Origin of the sequence: Bradyrhizobium ottawaense, assembly GCF_900099825.1 — a bacterium.
Taxonomy (GTDB): domain Bacteria; phylum Pseudomonadota; class Alphaproteobacteria; order Rhizobiales; family Xanthobacteraceae; genus Bradyrhizobium; species Bradyrhizobium ottawaense_A.
This window is the reverse complement of sequence record NZ_LT629693.1, coordinates 3,779,927-3,798,107: the sequence shown is the minus strand read 5'-3', so window position 1 is coordinate 3,798,107 and position 18,181 is coordinate 3,779,927. Positions and strand designations below refer to the sequence as shown.

Annotated in this window: 17 protein-coding genes; 4 read left to right on the top strand and 13 right to left on the bottom strand. The window is 62.6% G+C overall.

From position 1 onward, the window contains the following. Nucleotides 1-84: 84 nt before the first annotated feature. The gene (locus tag BLR13_RS17715) at nucleotides 85-1,779 is read right to left on the bottom strand and encodes a diguanylate cyclase domain-containing protein (protein ID WP_074821174.1); all 1,695 of its coding nucleotides are present in this window, start codon (nucleotides 1,777-1,779) and stop codon (nucleotides 85-87) included. A 106-nt stretch (nucleotides 1,780-1,885) separates the two neighbouring features. Here BLR13_RS17715 and BLR13_RS17710 point away from each other — a divergent pair, with 106 nt between their 5' ends. Then, entirely contained in the window at nucleotides 1,886-2,575 is a 690-nt protein-coding gene (locus BLR13_RS17710; protein ID WP_074821177.1) for a YggS family pyridoxal phosphate-dependent enzyme, read from the top strand. A gap of 103 nt (nucleotides 2,576-2,678) precedes the next feature. Here BLR13_RS17710 and BLR13_RS17705 read toward each other — a convergent pair whose 3' ends face one another. Together BLR13_RS17705 and BLR13_RS17700 are read right to left on the bottom strand one after the other, a co-directional pair. Beyond that, nucleotides 2,679-3,464 carry a 2-keto-4-pentenoate hydratase gene (locus BLR13_RS17705; RefSeq protein WP_074821179.1) on the bottom strand — a complete coding sequence of 262 codons (786 nt, stop codon included), beginning with the start codon at nucleotides 3,462-3,464 and terminating at the stop codon, nucleotides 2,679-2,681. 15 nt (nucleotides 3,465-3,479) lie between these two features. Next, nucleotides 3,480-4,049 (bottom strand): L,D-transpeptidase family protein, encoded by a 570-nt coding sequence (locus tag BLR13_RS17700; protein ID WP_074831390.1) that lies wholly within the window; start codon nucleotides 4,047-4,049, stop codon nucleotides 3,480-3,482. Nucleotides 4,050-4,304: 255 nt separating this feature from the next. On the opposite strand from BLR13_RS17700, the gene BLR13_RS17695 reads away from it, so the two are divergent. After that, nucleotides 4,305-4,991 (top strand): response regulator transcription factor, encoded by a 687-nt coding sequence (locus BLR13_RS17695; RefSeq protein ID WP_027540370.1) that lies wholly within the window; start codon nucleotides 4,305-4,307, stop codon nucleotides 4,989-4,991. A 54-nt stretch (nucleotides 4,992-5,045) separates the two neighbouring features. After that, nucleotides 5,046-5,486: a cyclic nucleotide-binding domain-containing protein gene (locus BLR13_RS17690; protein WP_074821182.1), complete on the top strand. Its 441-nt coding sequence runs from the start codon at nucleotides 5,046-5,048 to the stop codon at nucleotides 5,484-5,486. A 6-nt stretch (nucleotides 5,487-5,492) separates the two neighbouring features. On the opposite strand, the gene BLR13_RS17685 is transcribed toward BLR13_RS17690, so the two are convergent. The 10 genes from BLR13_RS17685 to BLR13_RS17640 all read right to left on the bottom strand — a co-directional run bounded on the left by BLR13_RS17685 (nucleotide 5,493) and on the right by BLR13_RS17640 (nucleotide 17,050). Continuing rightward, complete coding sequence (locus BLR13_RS17685) at nucleotides 5,493-6,308, bottom strand: exodeoxyribonuclease III (RefSeq protein WP_074821185.1); 816 nt, start codon at nucleotides 6,306-6,308, stop codon at nucleotides 5,493-5,495. Nucleotides 6,309-6,396: 88 nt separating this feature from the next. Then, nucleotides 6,397-7,200 (bottom strand): outer membrane lipoprotein carrier protein LolA, encoded by an 804-nt coding sequence (locus BLR13_RS17680; RefSeq protein ID WP_079586220.1) that lies wholly within the window; start codon nucleotides 7,198-7,200, stop codon nucleotides 6,397-6,399. A 180-nt stretch (nucleotides 7,201-7,380) separates the two neighbouring features. After that, the gene (locus tag BLR13_RS17675; RefSeq protein ID WP_074821191.1) at nucleotides 7,381-9,828 is read right to left on the bottom strand and encodes a DNA translocase FtsK; all 2,448 of its coding nucleotides are present in this window, start codon (nucleotides 9,826-9,828) and stop codon (nucleotides 7,381-7,383) included. Nucleotides 9,829-9,841: 13 nt separating this feature from the next. Next, nucleotides 9,842-11,068, bottom strand: a complete 1,227-nt coding sequence (locus tag BLR13_RS17670; protein ID WP_074821194.1) for an aminotransferase class I/II-fold pyridoxal phosphate-dependent enzyme — start codon at nucleotides 11,066-11,068, stop codon at nucleotides 9,842-9,844. A 690-nt stretch (nucleotides 11,069-11,758) separates the two neighbouring features. Further along, nucleotides 11,759-12,160 (bottom strand): GFA family protein, encoded by a 402-nt coding sequence (locus BLR13_RS17665; protein ID WP_074831391.1) that lies wholly within the window; start codon nucleotides 12,158-12,160, stop codon nucleotides 11,759-11,761. 40 nt (nucleotides 12,161-12,200) lie between these two features. Next, nucleotides 12,201-13,001 carry a DUF3658 domain-containing protein gene (locus BLR13_RS17660; protein ID WP_074821197.1) on the bottom strand — a complete coding sequence of 267 codons (801 nt, stop codon included), beginning with the start codon at nucleotides 12,999-13,001 and terminating at the stop codon, nucleotides 12,201-12,203. A gap of 204 nt (nucleotides 13,002-13,205) precedes the next feature. Then, nucleotides 13,206-14,648: an ammonium transporter gene (locus BLR13_RS17655; protein ID WP_074821200.1), complete on the bottom strand. Its 1,443-nt coding sequence runs from the start codon at nucleotides 14,646-14,648 to the stop codon at nucleotides 13,206-13,208. Between the two features lie 36 nt (nucleotides 14,649-14,684). Continuing rightward, nucleotides 14,685-15,023: a P-II family nitrogen regulator gene (locus BLR13_RS17650; RefSeq protein ID WP_007598642.1), complete on the bottom strand. Its 339-nt coding sequence runs from the start codon at nucleotides 15,021-15,023 to the stop codon at nucleotides 14,685-14,687. Between the two features lie 306 nt (nucleotides 15,024-15,329). After that, the gene (locus BLR13_RS17645; RefSeq protein WP_074821204.1) at nucleotides 15,330-16,637 is read right to left on the bottom strand and encodes an ammonium transporter; all 1,308 of its coding nucleotides are present in this window, start codon (nucleotides 16,635-16,637) and stop codon (nucleotides 15,330-15,332) included. 74 nt (nucleotides 16,638-16,711) lie between these two features. Next, on the bottom strand, nucleotides 16,712-17,050 hold the full coding sequence (locus tag BLR13_RS17640) for a P-II family nitrogen regulator (protein ID WP_074821207.1): 339 nt from the start codon (nucleotides 17,048-17,050) through the stop codon (nucleotides 16,712-16,714). Nucleotides 17,051-17,296: 246 nt separating this feature from the next. Between BLR13_RS17640 and BLR13_RS17635 the strand changes: the two genes are divergently transcribed. After that, complete coding sequence (locus tag BLR13_RS17635) at nucleotides 17,297-18,181, top strand: DUF4339 domain-containing protein (protein WP_074821210.1); 885 nt, start codon at nucleotides 17,297-17,299, stop codon at nucleotides 18,179-18,181.

Sequence of the window (18,181 nt, the reverse complement as noted above, 5' to 3'; positions counted from 1 at the left end):
CGGACTAGGCCACAAAAGCGGCTGTGGGGTCAACGGGTCGGGGAGGGTGCTAACGGCCGTTTGGCCCGGGCCGCGTGACGACGATTACCCCGCCATCGCCAGCCCGGCCTCGTCGACCAGCTTGGCAAAGCCGTGCTCGACCACGGTGTTGCGGCCGCGGTGTTTGGCGGCGTAGAGGGCGGCGTCGGCGGCCTCGATCAGGTCGCCGGGGCGCTGGCTCTCGTTTGGCAGCGTCACGGCGACGCCGACGCTCACGGTGACGATCTGGTGATTGGACGTCACATGCGGCATGGCGAGGCCCAGGATCGCCGCCCGCACCGTTTCGCCGACTTCGAGCGCCTTCAACGGCCCGGTATTCGGCAGCAACAGACAAAATTCCTCGCCGCCATAGCGGCCGGCAAAGCCCATGGTGTCGGCGGCGATGCCGGCCAGGGTTTCGCCGAGCCGGGTCAGGCAGGTGTCACCTTCGGGATGGCCGTAGGTGTCGTTGTAGAGCTTGAAGTGATCGACATCGATCATCAGCAGCGACAGCTCGCTGTTGTACTGCTGCGCCTTCATCCATTCGAAATCGAGCCGGCTCTGGAAGCCGCGCCGGTTGGCCAGGCCCGACAGCATGTCGATCGAGGCCATCACGGTGAGCCGGTCATTGGTGGCGACCAGTTCGCGCTCGCGCTGGCTGAGTTGCGCTGCCATCGCATTGAAGGCGCGGGCCAGCGGCATGAATTCGGACGGCAGGCGGCTGCGCGCGACGCGGGCCGACGAGTCGCCCTCGCCGAAGCGCCTGGCCATTCCGGTCATGACTTCGATCGGGTTGATGACGAGCTTCTCCGCCGCGATCAGCGCCCCGAGCAGCACGAACAGGCAGACGAAGCAAAGCTGGAGATAGGCGGTACGAATCTCGCGATTGATCGCCGCCGTGACCTTGGCTTCGTCGATGCTGACGATCAGGCGTGAGTCGGTGCCAGGAATGCGGATGAAGCTGAGGGCTCGTTTGAAGCCATCGGCCGCCGAAAACGCGATCGAGCCGTTGGGCGCGTCGGAACTTAGCGCCTTGTCAGCGATCGCCGACAACAGCGGCACATTGTCGAGCGACCGGCCGATCATGCTGGCCTGATCGCCCGGTGCCGCCATGATGGTCCCGGTGCTGTCGATCAGCGCTGCCGTGACACCGGGGCGGCCGCTGAGATTGCCGAGGATCTTCGACATCCAGTCGAGGCTGACGGCGGCGAGAATGACGGAATCGGCCTCGTCGTTGATGGCCGACACCGGATAGGCGGCCATCACGATCGGTGAATTGGTTGGCTTCGCGAACAAAAAGTCGCTCAGGACGAAGTCGCGGGTTTCGCGCGCTTTCTTCATATAGGCCCGGTCGCTGAGATCGAGGCCGACCAAGGCGTTGGTGGTCGAGCACTGTACCCGTCCGTTGCCGCCGACGATCAACAGCGTGCGGATCCAGGGCAGGTTGGCGGGGAGGCTGGCGCGCATCATGTCGCAACTGCGGGCGATACCGCCGGCCGAGGCGCGGATATAGGCGGCGGACTTCAGGATGGTCTCGACCGACGAAATCACCTCGCGCTGGGCATCGGCGCTGTGGCGGGCGAGGTTGGAGAATTCGTCGGAGGCCTGTGCGATCTGGCGGGCACGGGTGTCTTCGAGCGACCGGGCGCGTTCCAGCATCAAGGGCGCCACCAGGATCACGGCGAGCAAGGCCAGCCGTGCGCGGATTCCCAGAAGCTTCTTGAGTTTAACCCTGTTGCGGTTGAAACTGACGCCAGACATCTTTGTCCCCTACCCCGTTGGCAAGGTAGAGCGAAGGGTTCAAAAAGCCTTTCCCGAACTTGGTAAAATTCGAGGAAATCCCGTAAATCTACGTTCAGCACGCGAGATGACGCGAGAGATGACAGCACCGCTAACCAAGCCTTTACCAAACGGTCTCGCCACGGTGGAGCAGGAGATCGCGCGGGCCTGCAAGGAAGCGCGCCGCGAGCGCGCGTCGGTGACGCTGATCGCCGTGTCGAAGACGTTCGATGCGGCGGCGATTTCGCCTGTTATCGACGCCGGACAGCGCGTATTCGGCGAAAATCGCGTGCAGGAGGCGAAGACGAAGTGGCCGGCGCTAACGTCCGCTTACGCCGGCATTGCCCTGCATCTGATCGGGCCGCTGCAATCCAACAAGGCGAAGGAGGCGGTGGCGCTGTTCGATGCCATCCATTCGGTCGACCGTCCGAGCATTTGCGAAGCGTTAGCCAAGGAAATCAATTCGCAGAAAAAGCAGCCGGAATTGTTCGTCCAGCTCAACACCGGTGAGGAACCGCAGAAGGCCGGGGTCGCGCCGGGCGAGGCGGATGCGTTCATTGCGAGCTGCCGCGACAAATACGGCCTCGTGATTTCCGGGCTGATGTGCATCCCGCCGGTCAACGAGGCGCCGGCGCCGCATTTTGCGCTGACCGCCAAGATCGCCGCGCGCAACGGGTTCACGAATCTGTCGATGGGCATGAGCGCGGATTTCGCGGTCGCGATTCAGTTCGGCGCGACGCATGTGCGCGTGGGGTCGGCGATCTTCGGGCATCGGTAAAGCGCGTTACCGTCATTCCGGGGCGATGCGAAGCATCGAACCCGGAATCTCGAGATTCCGGGTCTGGTGCTGACGCACCATCCCGGAATGACGGGGAGAGAGCCTACTTGAACCCCACCGACACTTTTCCGAGCGAACCGAAATCGCATTCGACGCGATCGCCCGACTGGATCGGGAGCGGCGGGTGACAGGTGCCGGTCGTAACCACGCGGTCGGCTTTCAGCGTCATGCCGAGTTGACGCAATTCATTGGCAAGCCATGTCAGCGCCACGCGGGGATCGCCGAGCACGTTCTTGCCGTGCCCGGTGAATTGTTGGCCGCGCAGCGTGATGACAGGTTTCTCCTCGACGAGATCGAGCGCACGCCAGTCCGTCGTTGTCGGCGGGCCGAGCACGAACAAATGCGCGCAGGCATTGTCCGCGATGATCTGCGCGGCTCCGGCGCTGACGAAATCCGCAAATCGCGAATCCGGAATTTCGATCGCGGGATGCAGCGTGTCGACCGCATCGAGAACCTGCTGCAGGGTGTAGGGGGTCGAACGTGCCGGCAAATCCTTGCGCATGCGAAAGGCGAATTCGGGCTCGGCGACGCGCATTTCATTGCCGGCCATCGAAGCCGTGCCGCCATCGGCGATGACGGTCTCGGCCAGGATTCGTCCGGCCATCGGGCCGTCCACATTGATGTGTTTTTGACCGGCCTCGCTGGTGGCTGCGATCTTCCAGCCGAACAGCGGTTCGGAAGAATATTTTTCGATCGCCGCCTGAATGGCATAGCCTTCGGCGCGGTCGCGCGGCCGCTGATCGGCGTCGATGCCGGTGAACTTGGTGCCGGCGCGCCAATGGTCGTGCAGGGTCTTCGACGCCGCGGCGATCTGGTTCTTGTCGAGCATGGATTGGATCCCCGGTCAGCCGATGATGATCTTGGTCTGCGGGCCCATCCGCCGCAACAGCCGTAGCATGGCGGATTTCGTCATCGAAACGCATCCCGCCGTCGGTGAAAAATTAATTCGCGCCAGATGCAGGAATACGGCGCTGCCGCGTCCGGCGATGCGCGGGCTAAAGTTGTGATCGATCTCGACGATGAAGTCGTAGAGGTGATCCTGGCGCGTCAGCCGGTCGCCGGCCTGGTCGTGAACCAGCCGGACCGGCTGGTTGTAATGGCGGTCGCTCGGGTCTTCGCACCAGGCGTCTTCGGGCCGGATCGGCCGCGCCGGCAGATAGGTCTGCGGCCGCGGATGCCGGTCGGCGCGCCACCATAACTGCAGGGGGCGGAAGCTGCCCATGGGGGTGCCGCCATCGCCCTCGCGCTTGTTGGCCAGGATGCCGCCGCGGCCAAGCGCCACCGGTATGGTCCAGCTATCAGCGGTCAGCCAGCCCCGGCGGGGGTCGCCGGCGGCGCGGTGGATGCGAATCATCGAGACCGGCCGATCACGCACAACTGTCTCATAAGTGATTGAAAAGGTGGTGCTTCCCATGCCCATGCTCGAATCTTGGGGTTGCCTGCCCGGCCGCAATTGATCTATTTGGCGCCATTACAGGACATTCATCCAAATGCCCTCCGAATCTGGGATAGACTGCGGTTCGCCTTGTGAAACTGTAACAATCTCTTACCTGATTGCGAATGAGTACCGATGACCCGGTCTGTCCCGCTGACAGGGTTCATCACCTACCAAGACCCGGCTTGAGACGCTTCCCTTGTGTCCGCCGCCTGCCTCAAGAGGATCGTACCTATGGCCAATGCCCGCAAGATCCTGATCGTGGAAGACGACACCGATCTGCGCGATACGCTGGTCGAGCAATTATCGCTGCATGAAGAGTTCGAAGCTTCCGCGGTCGATACCGGCGCCAAGGGCGCCAGTGCCGCGAAGGCCAATTCCCCCGATCTGGTGCTGATGGATGTCGGGTTGCCCGACACCGACGGCAGGGAAGTCGTGCGGTCCCTGCGCAAGGGCGGCTTCAAGGCCCCGATCATCATGTTGACCGGCCACGATACCGATTCGGACACCATTTTGGGCCTCGAATCCGGCGCCAACGACTATGTCGCAAAACCGTTCCGGTTCGCGGTGCTGCTGGCCCGGATCCGGGCCCAGCTCCGCCAGCATGAGGCCAGCGAGGACGCGGTATTTTCCGTCGGTCCCTACAGCTTCCGCCCCGGCTCCAAGATGCTGACCGGCGCCAACGCCCGGAAAGTGCGGCTGACCGAGAAGGAAACCGCGATTCTACGCTTCCTGTATCGCGCCGGCCAGATGCCGGTGTCGCGCGAGACGCTGCTGCAGGAAGTCTGGGGTTACAATTCGGGCGTCACCACGCACACGCTGGAAACCCATATCTACCGCCTGCGCCAGAAAATCGAAAAAGATGCAGCCAATCCGGAAATCCTGGTGACGGAAGCCGGTGGCTACAAGCTGGTGCCGTGATACGTTTGGCACCTGCGATTCGTAAATTTTTGCGCATCCCGGTGCCCGGTACGCATGTCGATCGAAGATGATGTAGCCCTGCTCGAGCGGGTCCCGACATTGCGGCTGTTGGGAAATACGGCTCTGCGCATGCTGGCGATCGGCTCCGAGCAGCGCGATTTCGCGCGCGGCGACCAGTTGTTCAACGCCGGCGACGAAGCCGATGCCGGCTATGTGGTTCAGCGTGGCGCGTTCCGGGTTGAGGATGGCGGCGCTGAAATCATTGCCGGACCCGGCGCCCTGATCGGCGAGCTGGCGCTGATCGTCTCAATGCGGCGGCCGTCCAGCGCCGTTGCGATCGAACATTCCTCGGTCATTCGTGTCGCGCGCAGCCTGTTCCAGCGCGTCCTCGAAAGCGATCCCGCCGCGGCGCGCCGGCTGCGCGACGAACTCGCTACCCGCACCAGCCAGCTCGCCAGCGATATTCTGATGGCCGGCGCCAAGCTGAGCACCTGATCTCCCTTACACGTCCAGCGTCACCGTAACCGGTACATGGTCGGACGGCCGTTCCCAGCCGCGGGCGTCGCGGGTGATGCGGAAATCGCTGATGCCGTCCTTGAGCGCGCGCGAGACCCAGATGTGATCGAGCCTGCGGCCGCGGTTGCCCACGGTCCAGTCGGCGGCGCGGTAGCTCCACCAGGTATAGACCTTTTCCGACATCGGAATGCGCTCGCGCGCGACGTCGAACCATTCGCCATGGGTCTGCGCGGCGAGCAGCTTCTCGGTTTCGATCGGCGTGTGCGACACGATCTTTAAGAGCTGCTTGTGCGACCATACGTCGTTCTCGTGCGGCGCGACGTTGAGATCGCCGACCAGGATGTGGCGATCGTCGCCGCGCGGGTGCAGCGGCTCGCAGGCCTTCATCTCGTCGAGGAATTTCAGCTTGTGATCGAATTTCGGATTGAGCACGGGATCGGGAATGTCGCCGCCGGCCGGCACGTAGAAATTATGCAGCTCCAGCGGCTTTGTCAGTTGCGCCTTCTCGCCGAACGACACCGAGATATGGCGTGAATCGATCTTATCGCAGAAGGTGCGGATGTCGGTGTTTTCGAACGGCAGCTTCGAGACGATGGCGACGCCGTGATAGCCCTTCTGCCCGTTCAGCGCGACGTGCTCATAGCCGAGGCGCTTGAAGCGTTTCAGCGGGAATGCATCGTCGATGCATTTGGTTTCCTGCAGGCACAGCACGTCCGGCCGCACCGATTTGAGGAATTTGGCGACGAGATCGATGCGCAGGCGCACCGAGTTGATATTCCACGTTGTCAGGGAGAAGCGCATGGCAGGGATGTAGCATAGCTGTCCAAAGGACGGCGTCGCTTCCACCAGCCTATGTCCCGGCCATCCACGCCTTTCTGCTGCAGCACCGTCAGCCCGGCGGGGTCATATAGTTGGTGAAATCGATCTTGAACAGGCCGGGATCGACCTTCTTGGAGGTGTCCAGATTGTAGACCGCAACGGTGGTGTCGTAGCCCTGCGGATCGGTCACCGTCCATTGCTTGAGCTGGCCGTCCTTGGCGCCGACCATCAGCATCAGGCGGCTGGTGCCGATCACGACATTCTTCTCCTCGATCGTGACGCTGATGAAGACATCGTCGGCAGTGATGCTCACGACATTGGTGTCCTTCAGCAGATCGATCCGGTCCGACAGCAGGAAGCGCAGCGGCGTCTGCGACAGCGGATAGATGTCCTGGGTCGCGAGCTTCTTGTCGCGTACCGCCAGTGACGATCCGTCGGCGACGATGGCGATCGGGCTCGCGTCATATTCGAAGCGCAGCTTGCCCGGCTTCTGGATGTAGAAATCGCCCTTGGTCTTGCTGCCGTCGGGTCCGACCTGGACGAAATTCCCGACCAGCGTCTGCAGCGACGACAGATAGGAGCTCACCTTGGTGGCTTGTGCCTTCTGGTTGGCGTCGAAGCTCGCGAAAATATTGGTGGGGACATTGCGGCGCGGATCCGGGATCACCGGATTAGGCGGCGCCTGGGTTGTCCCGGTCGTCATCGCAGCCTTGTCCTGCGCGCTCATCTGCACGCCGCCGTCGCGCGCCTTGGGCGCGGGTTTCGGAACCGGAACGGTTTGCGAGAAAACGGGTGCCGCACCCCCCCCGATGGATGTCGCGATCAGCAGCGCGAGTCCGTGACGGAAGCGGCGATAGGTGGATGGTTGTGTCATCAGATATTTCGGATCTCTATTCGACGCGGCGTCTGACGAGTCTTGATCGCACTGGTCTTGATCTCATCAGTCTTGCCGCTTCCGGTCATTTTATCGCGCTTTCGACCAAAGGAGGTATCGTTTTTCCGTGAAAATCGTTTCGCCTGACCTGGTTTGCGGGCCGCATCTGGAAGCGGCCTCTTAGAATCGGCCTTGGCCCTCTTCTTCCTCAATCAGAATTTCGCGCTTGCCGGCATGGTTAGCCTGCCCGACGATGCCTTCGAGTTCCATCCGTTCCATCAGCGAGGCGGCGCGGTTGTAGCCGATTTGCAGCCGGCGCTGAATGTAGGAGGTCGAGGCCTTGCGGTCGCGTTTGACGATCGCAACCGCCTGCGAGAACAGGTCGCCGCCGCCATCGCCGCCCATGCCGGTGGAATCGAATACCGCGCCGTCCTCGTCGGTCGGCTCTTCCGCCGTGACCGCTTCGAGATATTCCGGCTGGCCCTGGGTCTTGAGGTGGCGCACCACCTTCTCGACTTCCTCGTCCGAAACAAACGGTCCGTGCACGCGGCTGATGCGTCCGCCGCCCGCCATGTAGAGCATGTCGCCCTGTCCGAGCAGTTGTTCGGCGCCCATCTCGCCAAGGATGGTGCGGCTGTCGATCTTTGAAGTGACCTGGAACGAGATGCGGGTCGGGAAGTTCGCCTTGATCGTGCCGGTGATGACGTCGACCGACGGACGCTGGGTCGCGAGAATGACATGCAGGCCGGCGGCGCGCGCCATCTGCGCCAGGCGCTGCACCGCGCCTTCGATGTCCTTGCCGGCGACCATCATCAGGTCGGCCATTTCGTCGACGATGATGACGATGTAGGGCAGCGGATCGAGGTCGAGCTTCTCTTCCTCGTAGATCGCCTTGCCGGTCTCCTTGTCGAAGCCGGTATGCACCGTGCGGGTCAGTTCCTCGCCCTTGCCCCTGGCTTCGACGAGACGCTGATTGTAGCCGTCGATGTTGCGGACGCCGAGCTTGGACATCTTCTTGTAGCGCTCTTCCATCTCGCGCACGGCCCATTTCAGCGCGACCACCGCCTTCTTCGGATCGGTCACGACCGGCGTCAGCAAATGCGGGATGCCGTCATAGACGGAGAGTTCGAGCATCTTGGGATCGACCATGATCAGGCGGCACTGGTCCGGTCTCAGGCGGTAGACCAGGCTGAGGATCATGGTGTTGATGGCGACCGACTTGCCCGAGCCGGTGGTGCCGGCGATCAGCATGTGCGGCGTGCGCGCGAGATCGATGATGATAGACTCGCCGCCGATGTTCTTGCCGAGGCAGAGCGGGAGCTTCGCAGACGACTCGTCCTTTGCGGTCAGCAACTCGCGCAGATAAACCTTTTCGCGGTGGGCGTTCGGCAATTCGATGCCGATGGCGTTGCGGCCGGCGACCACGGCGACGCGCGCCGAAAGCGCGCTCATCGAACGGGCGATATCGTCGGAAAGACCGATCACGCGCGAGGACTTGATGCCCGGCGCCGGCTCGAGTTCATACAGCGTCACGACAGGTCCGGGGTTGGCCTTGACGATCTCGCCGCGGACGCCGAAATCCCCGAGCACGCCTTCCAGCGCACGTGAATTGGCTTCCAGCTCGGCCTTGCTGAGCGGCTGGCGATCCGATGCCTTGGGCGCGGTCAGGACCGAGACCGAAGGCAGTTCGAACTTGTCGGATTTGCGCGCGGCGGCACGCGGGGCGGCCTTCTTGCGCGGAGCGCGCGCGGCCGGGGCTTCCTCTTCCTCGTCTTCTTCCTCTTCTTCGTCCTCGAAGTCTTCTCCCTGCGGGGCGATCGACGGCGCGGTGCGGCCGCTCAGGTTTGGTTCCTGGCGTTCAAAGGACGACGTGCGGGGCTGCGGCGCGCTTGCGACAAGCGAGCGATAGGCGGTGCCGAGCAGCCAGGCCAGCCGGGCCTTCGTACTCATCAGCGCATGAAACACCCATCCGAGCGAAACCGAGCTGCGATCGTCTTCTTCCACGAACGGCGTGTCGTCGTCCTCGATCGGCGTCAGTTCCTCGTCGCGCGGGCGCGAACCCCAGCCACTTGCGAACAGAAACGCGGCGCTCATCGCCGCGAACAGAATGATTCCCAGCACCAGCCGATAGGTGAAGCCGGCAGGGCCGAACACCACGGCCGGCGCCCGCACCAGCGCATCGCCGACGACGCCGCCAAGTCCAGTCGGCAGCGGCCATGCACCGCCATGCGGCCAGCAGCTGGCAAATCCCGCCGCGATCACGGTGCAGAGAATCCAGCATCCCAGCCGCAGCGCCTCGCGGTCGAAGGTGCGATGGGTCAGCATGCGCCAGCCCCACACCGCGACCGGCAGGATCAACATGATCGCGCCGAGGCCGAGAATCTGCATCAGCAGGTCGGCACCGATCGCGCCGGGATAGCCGACAAAGTTGCGGATGGCGCGCGAGGTCGCATGGCTCAGGCTCGGGTCCTGCACCGACCAGGTCATCAGCGCGGTCGCCGCCACGCCTGACAAGGCGATCAGGCTGAGACCCGCGACTTCGCGCAGGCGCCGCGCCAAGGCGTCGCGGATCGAGGCCGGCAGGTGGCCGACCAGGGGAATGACACGTTCGATCGCTGGCATGCTCATGTGGGCCCTGCGATTAATCCAGAATTTCGACCAGCCGGTGCAACGCCTCGGCCGTTGATTCACTGTCCGAGACCAGCGCGAGCCGGATGTAACCCGCGCCGGGATTGAAGCCGTCGTCCTGCGGGCGCGACAGATAGCTGCCGGGGATCACGCGCACGCCGGCATCGCGGTACAGCCTCACGGCCGCGGCCTCGTCGCCACCACGCTCGGAGACATCGAGCCAGACGCAGAAGCCGCCGGCCGGCCTGACATAACCGTAGCGATTGCCGAGGATCTGGTCGGCGAGGTCGAACTTGATGCGGTAGAGCCGGCGATTTTCCTCGACATGCGCCTCGTCGCTATAGGCGGCGACCGCGACATGCTGCAGCGGTACCGGCACCTGGGGTGCGGCGACGTTGCGCAGTTCGTGGAAGGCCGAAAGAAACTTCTTGTCGCCGGCGGCGAAGCCGACGCGCATGCCGGGCAGGTTCGATCGCTTCGACAGCGACTGGAACGCGACCACATTGGTAAAATCGGGCCCGGCATATTCCAGCGCGCTGCCCGGCGCCTGCCTGGTGTAGATTTCCGAATAGCACTCGTCGCTCAGGATCATGAAACCGTAGCGGTCCGCGAGTTTTTTCAGCTTCGCGAAATAGTCTGATGAGGCGACCGAGCCCTGCGGATTCGCGGGCGATGCGATGAAGATCGCAACGGTGCGTGCCAGCGTCGCGTCATCCAGCGCATCGAGATCCGGCAAAAATCCGTTGGCCAGCGTGGTCGGCAGATAGATGGTCTCGCATCCTGCCGCTCGCGCCCCGGCGCCATAGGCCGGATAGAACGGGTTGGGCACCAGGATAGCAGGCTTGCCCCGGCGTGCGCCGACATAGCGGGCCGCGGTGATGGCCGCGAAAAAAAGCCCTTCGCGGCTGCCGTTCAGGACCAGGATTTCGCTCTCGGGATCGATCGGCCGCGGCAAATGAAAGCGGGTCGAAAGCCAGCGAGCCGCGGCCTGCCGGAACGGCTCGATTCCCTTGGCGATCGGATAGCGGCCAAACTCGGCGATATGCTTGGCCAGGACCGGGCCGACAAAGGCCGGCACCGGGTGCTGCGGCTCACCCAAGGACAGCGTAATCAATGGTTTAGCCGGCTGATACGGGGCCAGCAGCTCGGCCGTCCGCGCAAATGGCGAACGCTCGGCCTGACCGGCAGGAGAGACGCTGCCGGCGCCCTGCGCCACACCGGAAGAGGCGGTCATTGCCATGTCTGATACGCCAACACTTTCAAAAGCCGTCGAAGGATCTAAGCGACCCAGGAAACGGATCAAACCACCATAGATACGGCGAGGTTAAGACGCGATTAACCATCGACGCCAGCGCCGATTTTGATGGATTTGGGTTGGGGATTGGTGTCCACGGCGATGTCCTTGGACTGTCATTCCGAGCCCATCCCGAAATGACGGGGGTAACAGCAAGTAGCCCGGATGAGCGAAGCGATATCCGGGGACGGTGTGGGAGTGGCCCCGGATGTCGCGGAGCCTGTCATCGAGCGCGCATTCGCGCGACCCGTTGGCTCATCCGGGCTACGAAGTTGAACATGAATTTGCACTCCCGCGGCGCGATCCGCCCGAGTTCTGCAAATTCGTTGGCCCTCTGAGATAGAGGGCGCAGGGAAGACCGGGTGCGCGCTGCACCCGCGGTCTCGCGTGCATGATGCACTAGGAAATGCGCACACGAGCATACAGGTTCAGCGGAGAACACCCGGCCTTCCCTGCGCAATGGCTTTACGGCTTATACGCGTTCGCCCTGGTTGCGCGTATCTCAGCAAGTGAAGACGTGGATGGCCGGCATAGGCGAGCGGAAGCGACGCCGTCCTTCGAACGGCTATGCCCCGCCATGACGGAAACGGCTTCGTAAAGCGCCCAACTTGCCTGCGGCGGCTCGATTTTCCTGCGCTACCCCTGCGGCATGCGCTCGAAACTCGGCATGCCCTCGGGAATGTGGTGGAACGGCTGCTTGTCGATCGTGTAGATCGCGATTTGCGGCGTGATCTGGGCGGGGTTGTCGAGCGTTCCGACCTTCACGACCACGACCGGCCGCTGCGGCAGCGTCACCACATGCGTGCCGCATTCGGCGCAGAATTCGCGCGTCACCGGCTTCTCCAGATCCTTGCGCGCGAACTGCTTCGGCGCGCCCTTGGTGTATTTGAAGCCGTCAAGCGGCATCACCACGAACATGTTGGGCGATCCGCCGGTGATGAATTGGCATTCGCGGCAATGACATTGCGCCTGCAACATCGGCTCGCCTTCGGCCTCATAGCGCACCGCGCCGCAATAGCATCCACCTTCGAGTTTCATCATGTCCTCCCTGTTTGTTGTTGTTTCTAGATCATTGCGCTCAGGACAACCTCACTCGGCTGTCGCGCACTTCATCGCGGAGTTCGCCCTGAACTTCCAATTGACCACTTTTTACCAACGCCCTCAGTCGTCCCATGACGAAGGTGTCGCCGTATTCGATTAAGTCGTCTGGCCCGCTCACCAAAGTCTGCCCCACAACTTTCCAGACATTTTGCCACTTGTTCGTCACTTGCGACATCAATCTGGAGTCGAAGAAGGAAATGGGTGCCGATACAAGTACGTCACCTTTGATGACCCGCAGCGGCGCGTTCTCCGCCAGAAGTTGCTGCCAAAGATTTTGATAGCGCTTTCGAGCGGTTTCCTGCAGCGGCTTTGCCAACTCCCAGAACTTTTCGGGGCAGATGACGTCGGGATGAAGCATGCCAAGGCTCACTAACAAGCGTGGCGGTCGAGATCTGTCTTGTTCGGACTGGTTGGGTACCATGATCTCGCTCAGGTCCACCACTTCACAGGGGGCATCACCTAGGTGAGATAACCAATCGAGGAAACCCGCATATTCCATCGCGGATCGGCGCGTCAGCCAGAGGATTTTGCGGTTGTCGGGGGCATTAGAGTCGTCCCACAGTCGCTCGGAGCCGGTGCGGATGTTGATCCACCTGGGCTCGCCCAACTCATCAGCGACCCACTTGGTGCGTACGTCTCGATCAGAAGAATTGACGGGTCCGAAGCTGAGGTCGTCGTGCGTGACGATGACCGGGTCGGATCGCCCCGCCTTCCGCAAGGCCTGGACCAGGCATCCCGCGCCTGATTGCGTGAAAACGAAATGAAGGGTGGTCTTCATCGCGGATCCTCAATGGAGGAGCCCTTGATGGCACTTCCGGAATCCCACGTCCACCTTGTTTGCAACCTGCGGCTTCGCGCGGCGGACAAAAAAGAAAGGGGCTCCAACTTGCGCTGGAGCCCCTCTACGGTCAGGGCATTGCCGGGTATGTGCCCAAACCGAAGTTGTGGGTGCGGGCCTTGGGGGTCCGCACCCCGGGAGAACTCACATGTTGTAAGCGCGCTCCGTATGCTCGGTGACATCGAGGCCTTCACGCTCGGTCTCGACGTTGACGCGCAGGCCGACGATGACGTCGACCACCTTGTAGAGGATCGCCGAACCGATGCCCGACCACACCAGCGTGGTGCAGACGCCCCAGCTCTGCGAGGTCATCTGGGCAACGAAGTCGTAGTCCGCGATCTTGCCGGTGGTGTAGTCCATGATGCCGGTGCCGCCGAGCGCCGGATTCACCAGGATGCCGGTGCCGAGCGCGCCGACGATGCCGCCGACGCAGTGGACGCCGAACACATCGAGCGAGTCGTCATAGCCGAGCGCATTCTTCACCACGGTGCAGAAGAACAGGCAGACGACGCCAACCACGAGACCGAGCACGATCGCGCCCATCGGACCGGAGTAACCGGCCGCCGGCGTAACCGCGACGAGGCCAGCCACCGCACCCGACAACGCGCCGAGCACCGAGGGATGACCCTTGACGATCCATTCCGCGAACATCCAGGCCATCGCCGCCGCTGCAGTTGCAACGAAGGAGTTGGTCATGGCGAGCGCGGCGCCGCCGTTGGCTTCGAGGTTCGATCCGGCATTGAAGCCGAACCAGCCGACCCAGAGCAGCGAAGCGCCGATCATGGTCATGGTCAGCGAGTGCGGAGCCATCAGCTCCTTGCCGTAGCCGACCCGCTTGCCGATCAGGAGCGCACCGACGAGACCGGCGATACCGGCGTTGATGTGCACCACGGTGCCGCCGGCGAAGTCGATCGCGCCCTTCTTGAAGATCCAGCCGGCGTCGGCGTTCACTTCATCGAGCTTGGCCTGCGCCGCGGTCTTCGCCGCGCCGTCAGCCGCCGCGGCAAGCGCCTTCACCGCATCCGAGATCGCGTCCGGTCCGGCCCAGTACCAAACCATGTGTGCGATCGGGAAGTAGATCAGCGTCACCCAGAGCGGGATGAACAATGCGATCGCCGCGAACTTCATGCGTTCGGCAAAGGCGCCGACGATGAGGGCAGGGGTGATCGCCGCGAAGGTCATCTGGAAGCAGACATAGACCAGCTCCGAGATGTTGGCGTCGACGCTGAAGGTCGCCGCTTTCGAATCCGGCGTCACGCCCATCAGGAAGGCCTTGGAGAAGCCGCCGATGAAGTCGGAACCGCCGGTGAAGGCGAGGCTGTAGCCGTAGAGAGCCCAGATCAGGGTCACGATGCAGACCGTGTAGAAAACCTGCATCAGCACCGAGAGCATGTTCTTGGAGCGGACCAGGCCGCCATAGAACAGCGCAAGGCCCGGGATCGTCATCAACAGCACCAGCACTGTCGATGTCAGCATCCAGGCGTTGTCGCCTTTGTTGATCGTTGGTTCGGCGTAGGCAGCGGTCGCCGCGAACAGGCCGACTGCGAGGGCCGCCAATCCCGCGCTATAGGGACGCTTGAACGTCATTTGTTGTACTCCTGAGTGGTAAGGTTGAGCGCGAAATCAGAGGGCCGCGGCATCCGCCTCACCCGTGCGGATGCGAACCGCATGGTCGAGGTTGATGACGAAGATCTTGCCGTCGCCGATCTGGCCGGTTTTGGCAGCCGTGGTGATGGCGTCGATGGTCTTGTCGACCTGGTCCGAGGCGACAGCGACCTCGATCTTGATCTTGGGCAGGAAGCTCACGGCGTATTCAGCGCCGCGATAGATTTCGGTATGACCCTTCTGTCGGCCATATCCTTTGACTTCCGTCACCGTGAGACCGTGAACGCCAATGGCGGTCAGGGCGTCACGGACTTCTTCGAGCTTGAATGGCTTGATGATCGCCATAACAATTTTCATGGGTCCTATCCCCGCTTGGGCCCGGCCTAGACAAAACCGGGCGTTCTCGACTGAGGTTCACCACGCGGAGAAGTTCACTACGCGGGCACAGCCAGGACCCTTAGAGTCAAATACCGTGCCAGATCGGCCGAATTCTCTAACGGTTTATGAATCCGGCCCTTTTCGCCCTTTGCGGGAAAAGGCGTGCACTGCGATATTCCGTCGCGCCCAAAGCATAGTCAGACATGCTCAAAACATGAGCACGCCAGACTGCGACCATAATCCTGCCCAGCGCGAGGGCAGTTGAAAGGTATTCAGGTGGGGATTTTATTGCAGCGCTTCGCCGTGCTGCGAAATATCCAGGCCTTCGAGCTCCTGCTGCAGCGATACCCGCAGCGGCACGAACACGCTGACCAGCTTGAGCAGCACATAGGTCACGCCGCCGGACCAGACCAAGGTCACCGCGACCCCGTAGAGCTGGATCAGCAGCTGCTGCGGATGGCCCTCGATCAGGCCGGCGGTTCCGCCGATGGCGCTGACCGCAAAGACGCCGGCGAGCAGGGTGCCGGTCAGCCCGCCGATGCCGTGCACGCCGAACACGTCAAGCGAATCGTCATAGTTGAACCGGTGCTTGAGCCAGGTGCAGGCCCAGAAACAGACGATACCAGCAACGATGCCGATGATGACGCCGTGCCAGGGTGCGACGAAGCCGGACGCCGGCGTAATCGTTCCGAGACCGGCGACCGCGCCGGAGATCATGCCGAGCACCGAGGGCTTGCGCCGCGTCGCCCACTCGATCGCGCCCCAGGTCAGCGCGCCGGCGCAGGCGGCAAGATGCGTCGCGATGATCGCCATCACCGCGCGCGAATTGGCCGCCAGCGCCGATCCGCCATTGAAGCCGAACCAGCCGACCCACAACAGACCGGTGCCCATCACCGCGAGCGACAGGTCGAATGGCGAAAGGTTCTCGCTGCCATAGCCGTGGCGCCGGCCCATTACTTTTGCTGCGACCAGTCCGCCGATGCCGGCGGAAAGATGCACGACAAGTCCGCCGGCGAAATCCAGCACGCCCATGGTGGCGAGGAAGCCGCCGCCCCATACCCAATGCGCCAGCGGCACATAGACGAACATGAACCAGCCGATCGAGAACAGAAGATAGGCCGAGAACCGCATCCGGTCGGCTACCGAACCCGCCACCAGCGCCACCGTGATGATCGCAAACGTCATCTGGTAGAGCATGAAAAGCGCTTCCGGAATGGTCTTTGCCGCCGGGTTGACGCCATCCATCGTCATCCCAATCAGGAGCCAGCGGTCGAGCGTACCGAGCCAGGGCCCGTCACCGACGAAGGCCAGCGAATAGCCGAACGCCACCCACAGGATCGAGATGATCGCGACCGCCGAGAGGCTCTGTGCCATGGTCGCGAGCACGTTCTTCTTGCGCACCATGCCGGAATAGAACAGCGCGAGGCCCGGTATCGTCATCATCAGCACCAGCGCGGTGGCGACGATCATCCATGCGGTATCGGCGGCGTTGATGGTCGACGTCTCGGCGAAGGCCGGTGTCGCCAGCGGGCAGCCCGCCGCAACTGTGATGAGCGCAGCCAGCTTCGCTGCACGAACCGATAGTGCCCCCATGGAATTTCCCCGGCCTGTTGTCGTTCTCTCGCGCGTCCGGCGTCGTCGCCGGCGCGCCTCGAATTGTGTGGGTGTCAGAGCGCGTCGCTGTCGGTCTCGCCGGTGCGAATTCGCAGCGCGTGATCGATCGGCGTGACGAAGATCTTGCCGTCGCCGATCTGTCCGGTGCGTGCGCTCGAGGTGATGACGGCGACCGCCTTGTCCGCGATGTCGGAAGCAACCGCGATTTCGATCCTGAGCTTGGGCAGGAAGTTCACGACATATTCGGCGCCGCGATAGATTTCGGTGTGCCCCTTCTGGCGGCCGTAACCCTTGACCTCGGTCACGGTCATGCCGTGCACCCCGATGGCCGTCAGCGCCTGGCGCACCTCGTCAAGCTTGAAGGGTTTGATGATCGCGACGACGAGTTTCATGGTCAGGCCTTCATTTCTTCTCTTGGCTGTTCGCTGTTGGCAGGCCTACCACCCGTTGGTTCGGCTGCCTGCCCAAATCTGGCATTTTTCTGGGCAAATGGCACAAAAAACTTGCAGGTTTAAGGGGAAAACATTCGGGGCTGGTGGTTCCGGTCACTGTACAGGGGTCGGGATCACCAGACAGAATGCGATTCCGCCACTGGCCGCTCGCCGGCTCTGCCCCTTTCCACGGCTCAAGGAAATAAAATGTCGGACCGATCGTGGTTTTATGCATCCAACGGCCAGCAACAGGGCCCTTACCCCGAAGCCCAGCTACGCGACCTCATTGCTCGCGGGACGGTCAGGGCGGATACCTTGGTCTGGTCCGAGGGGATGGCGGGCTGGCAGAAGGCGGGCGAGATTCCGGGCCTGATGTCCGGCGGCGCGAGACCGCCCGCGATGCCGCAAGCGGGTGCGCCGCCGATGGCAGGCACCGGCGGTTATGGCGGTGGCGGTGTTGACGGGCCGTTGTCGATCGATCTGCCGCTTATGCCGCTGCTCGGGCGCTTCCTGCTGCTGATGATCGGCGCGCTCCTGATCATTCCCTCACCCTGGACCTCGACCAGTTTTTACCAATGGATGGCGTCCCGGACGACGGTGCCCGGACGGCCCAATTTCGCCTTCACCGGCCAGCCCCTCGACATCTGGTATGTGTTCATCGCGATGGGGGTGATGAGCTATGTGGGCAGTTATGACAGCACGCTTCAGCTCATTTCCATTCCGGTTGAGGCGTTTCTGGCCTGGATGCTGCTCCGATGGGTCTTTAGCCATCTCGCTTCGAACGGCCAGCCGCTTCCGATCGCCTTCAACGGCAGCGTATGGACCTTCATCGGCTGGCAAGTGCTGATGGTCATTTCCTTCATCACCATTATCGGCTGGGCCTGGGTGGTGGCGGCCTGGATGCGATGGATCTGCCGCAACATCAGTGGCACCCGGCGCGAGGTGATCTTCACCGGCTTCGGTTTGGAAATTCTGTGGCGGACGATCGTGTTTTCAGTCGCCTGCTTCTTCATCATTCCGATTCCGTGGGTGCTGCGCTGGTATAACCGCTGGTTCATCTCGCAATTCGCGCTTGTCGAACGCACGGCTTGA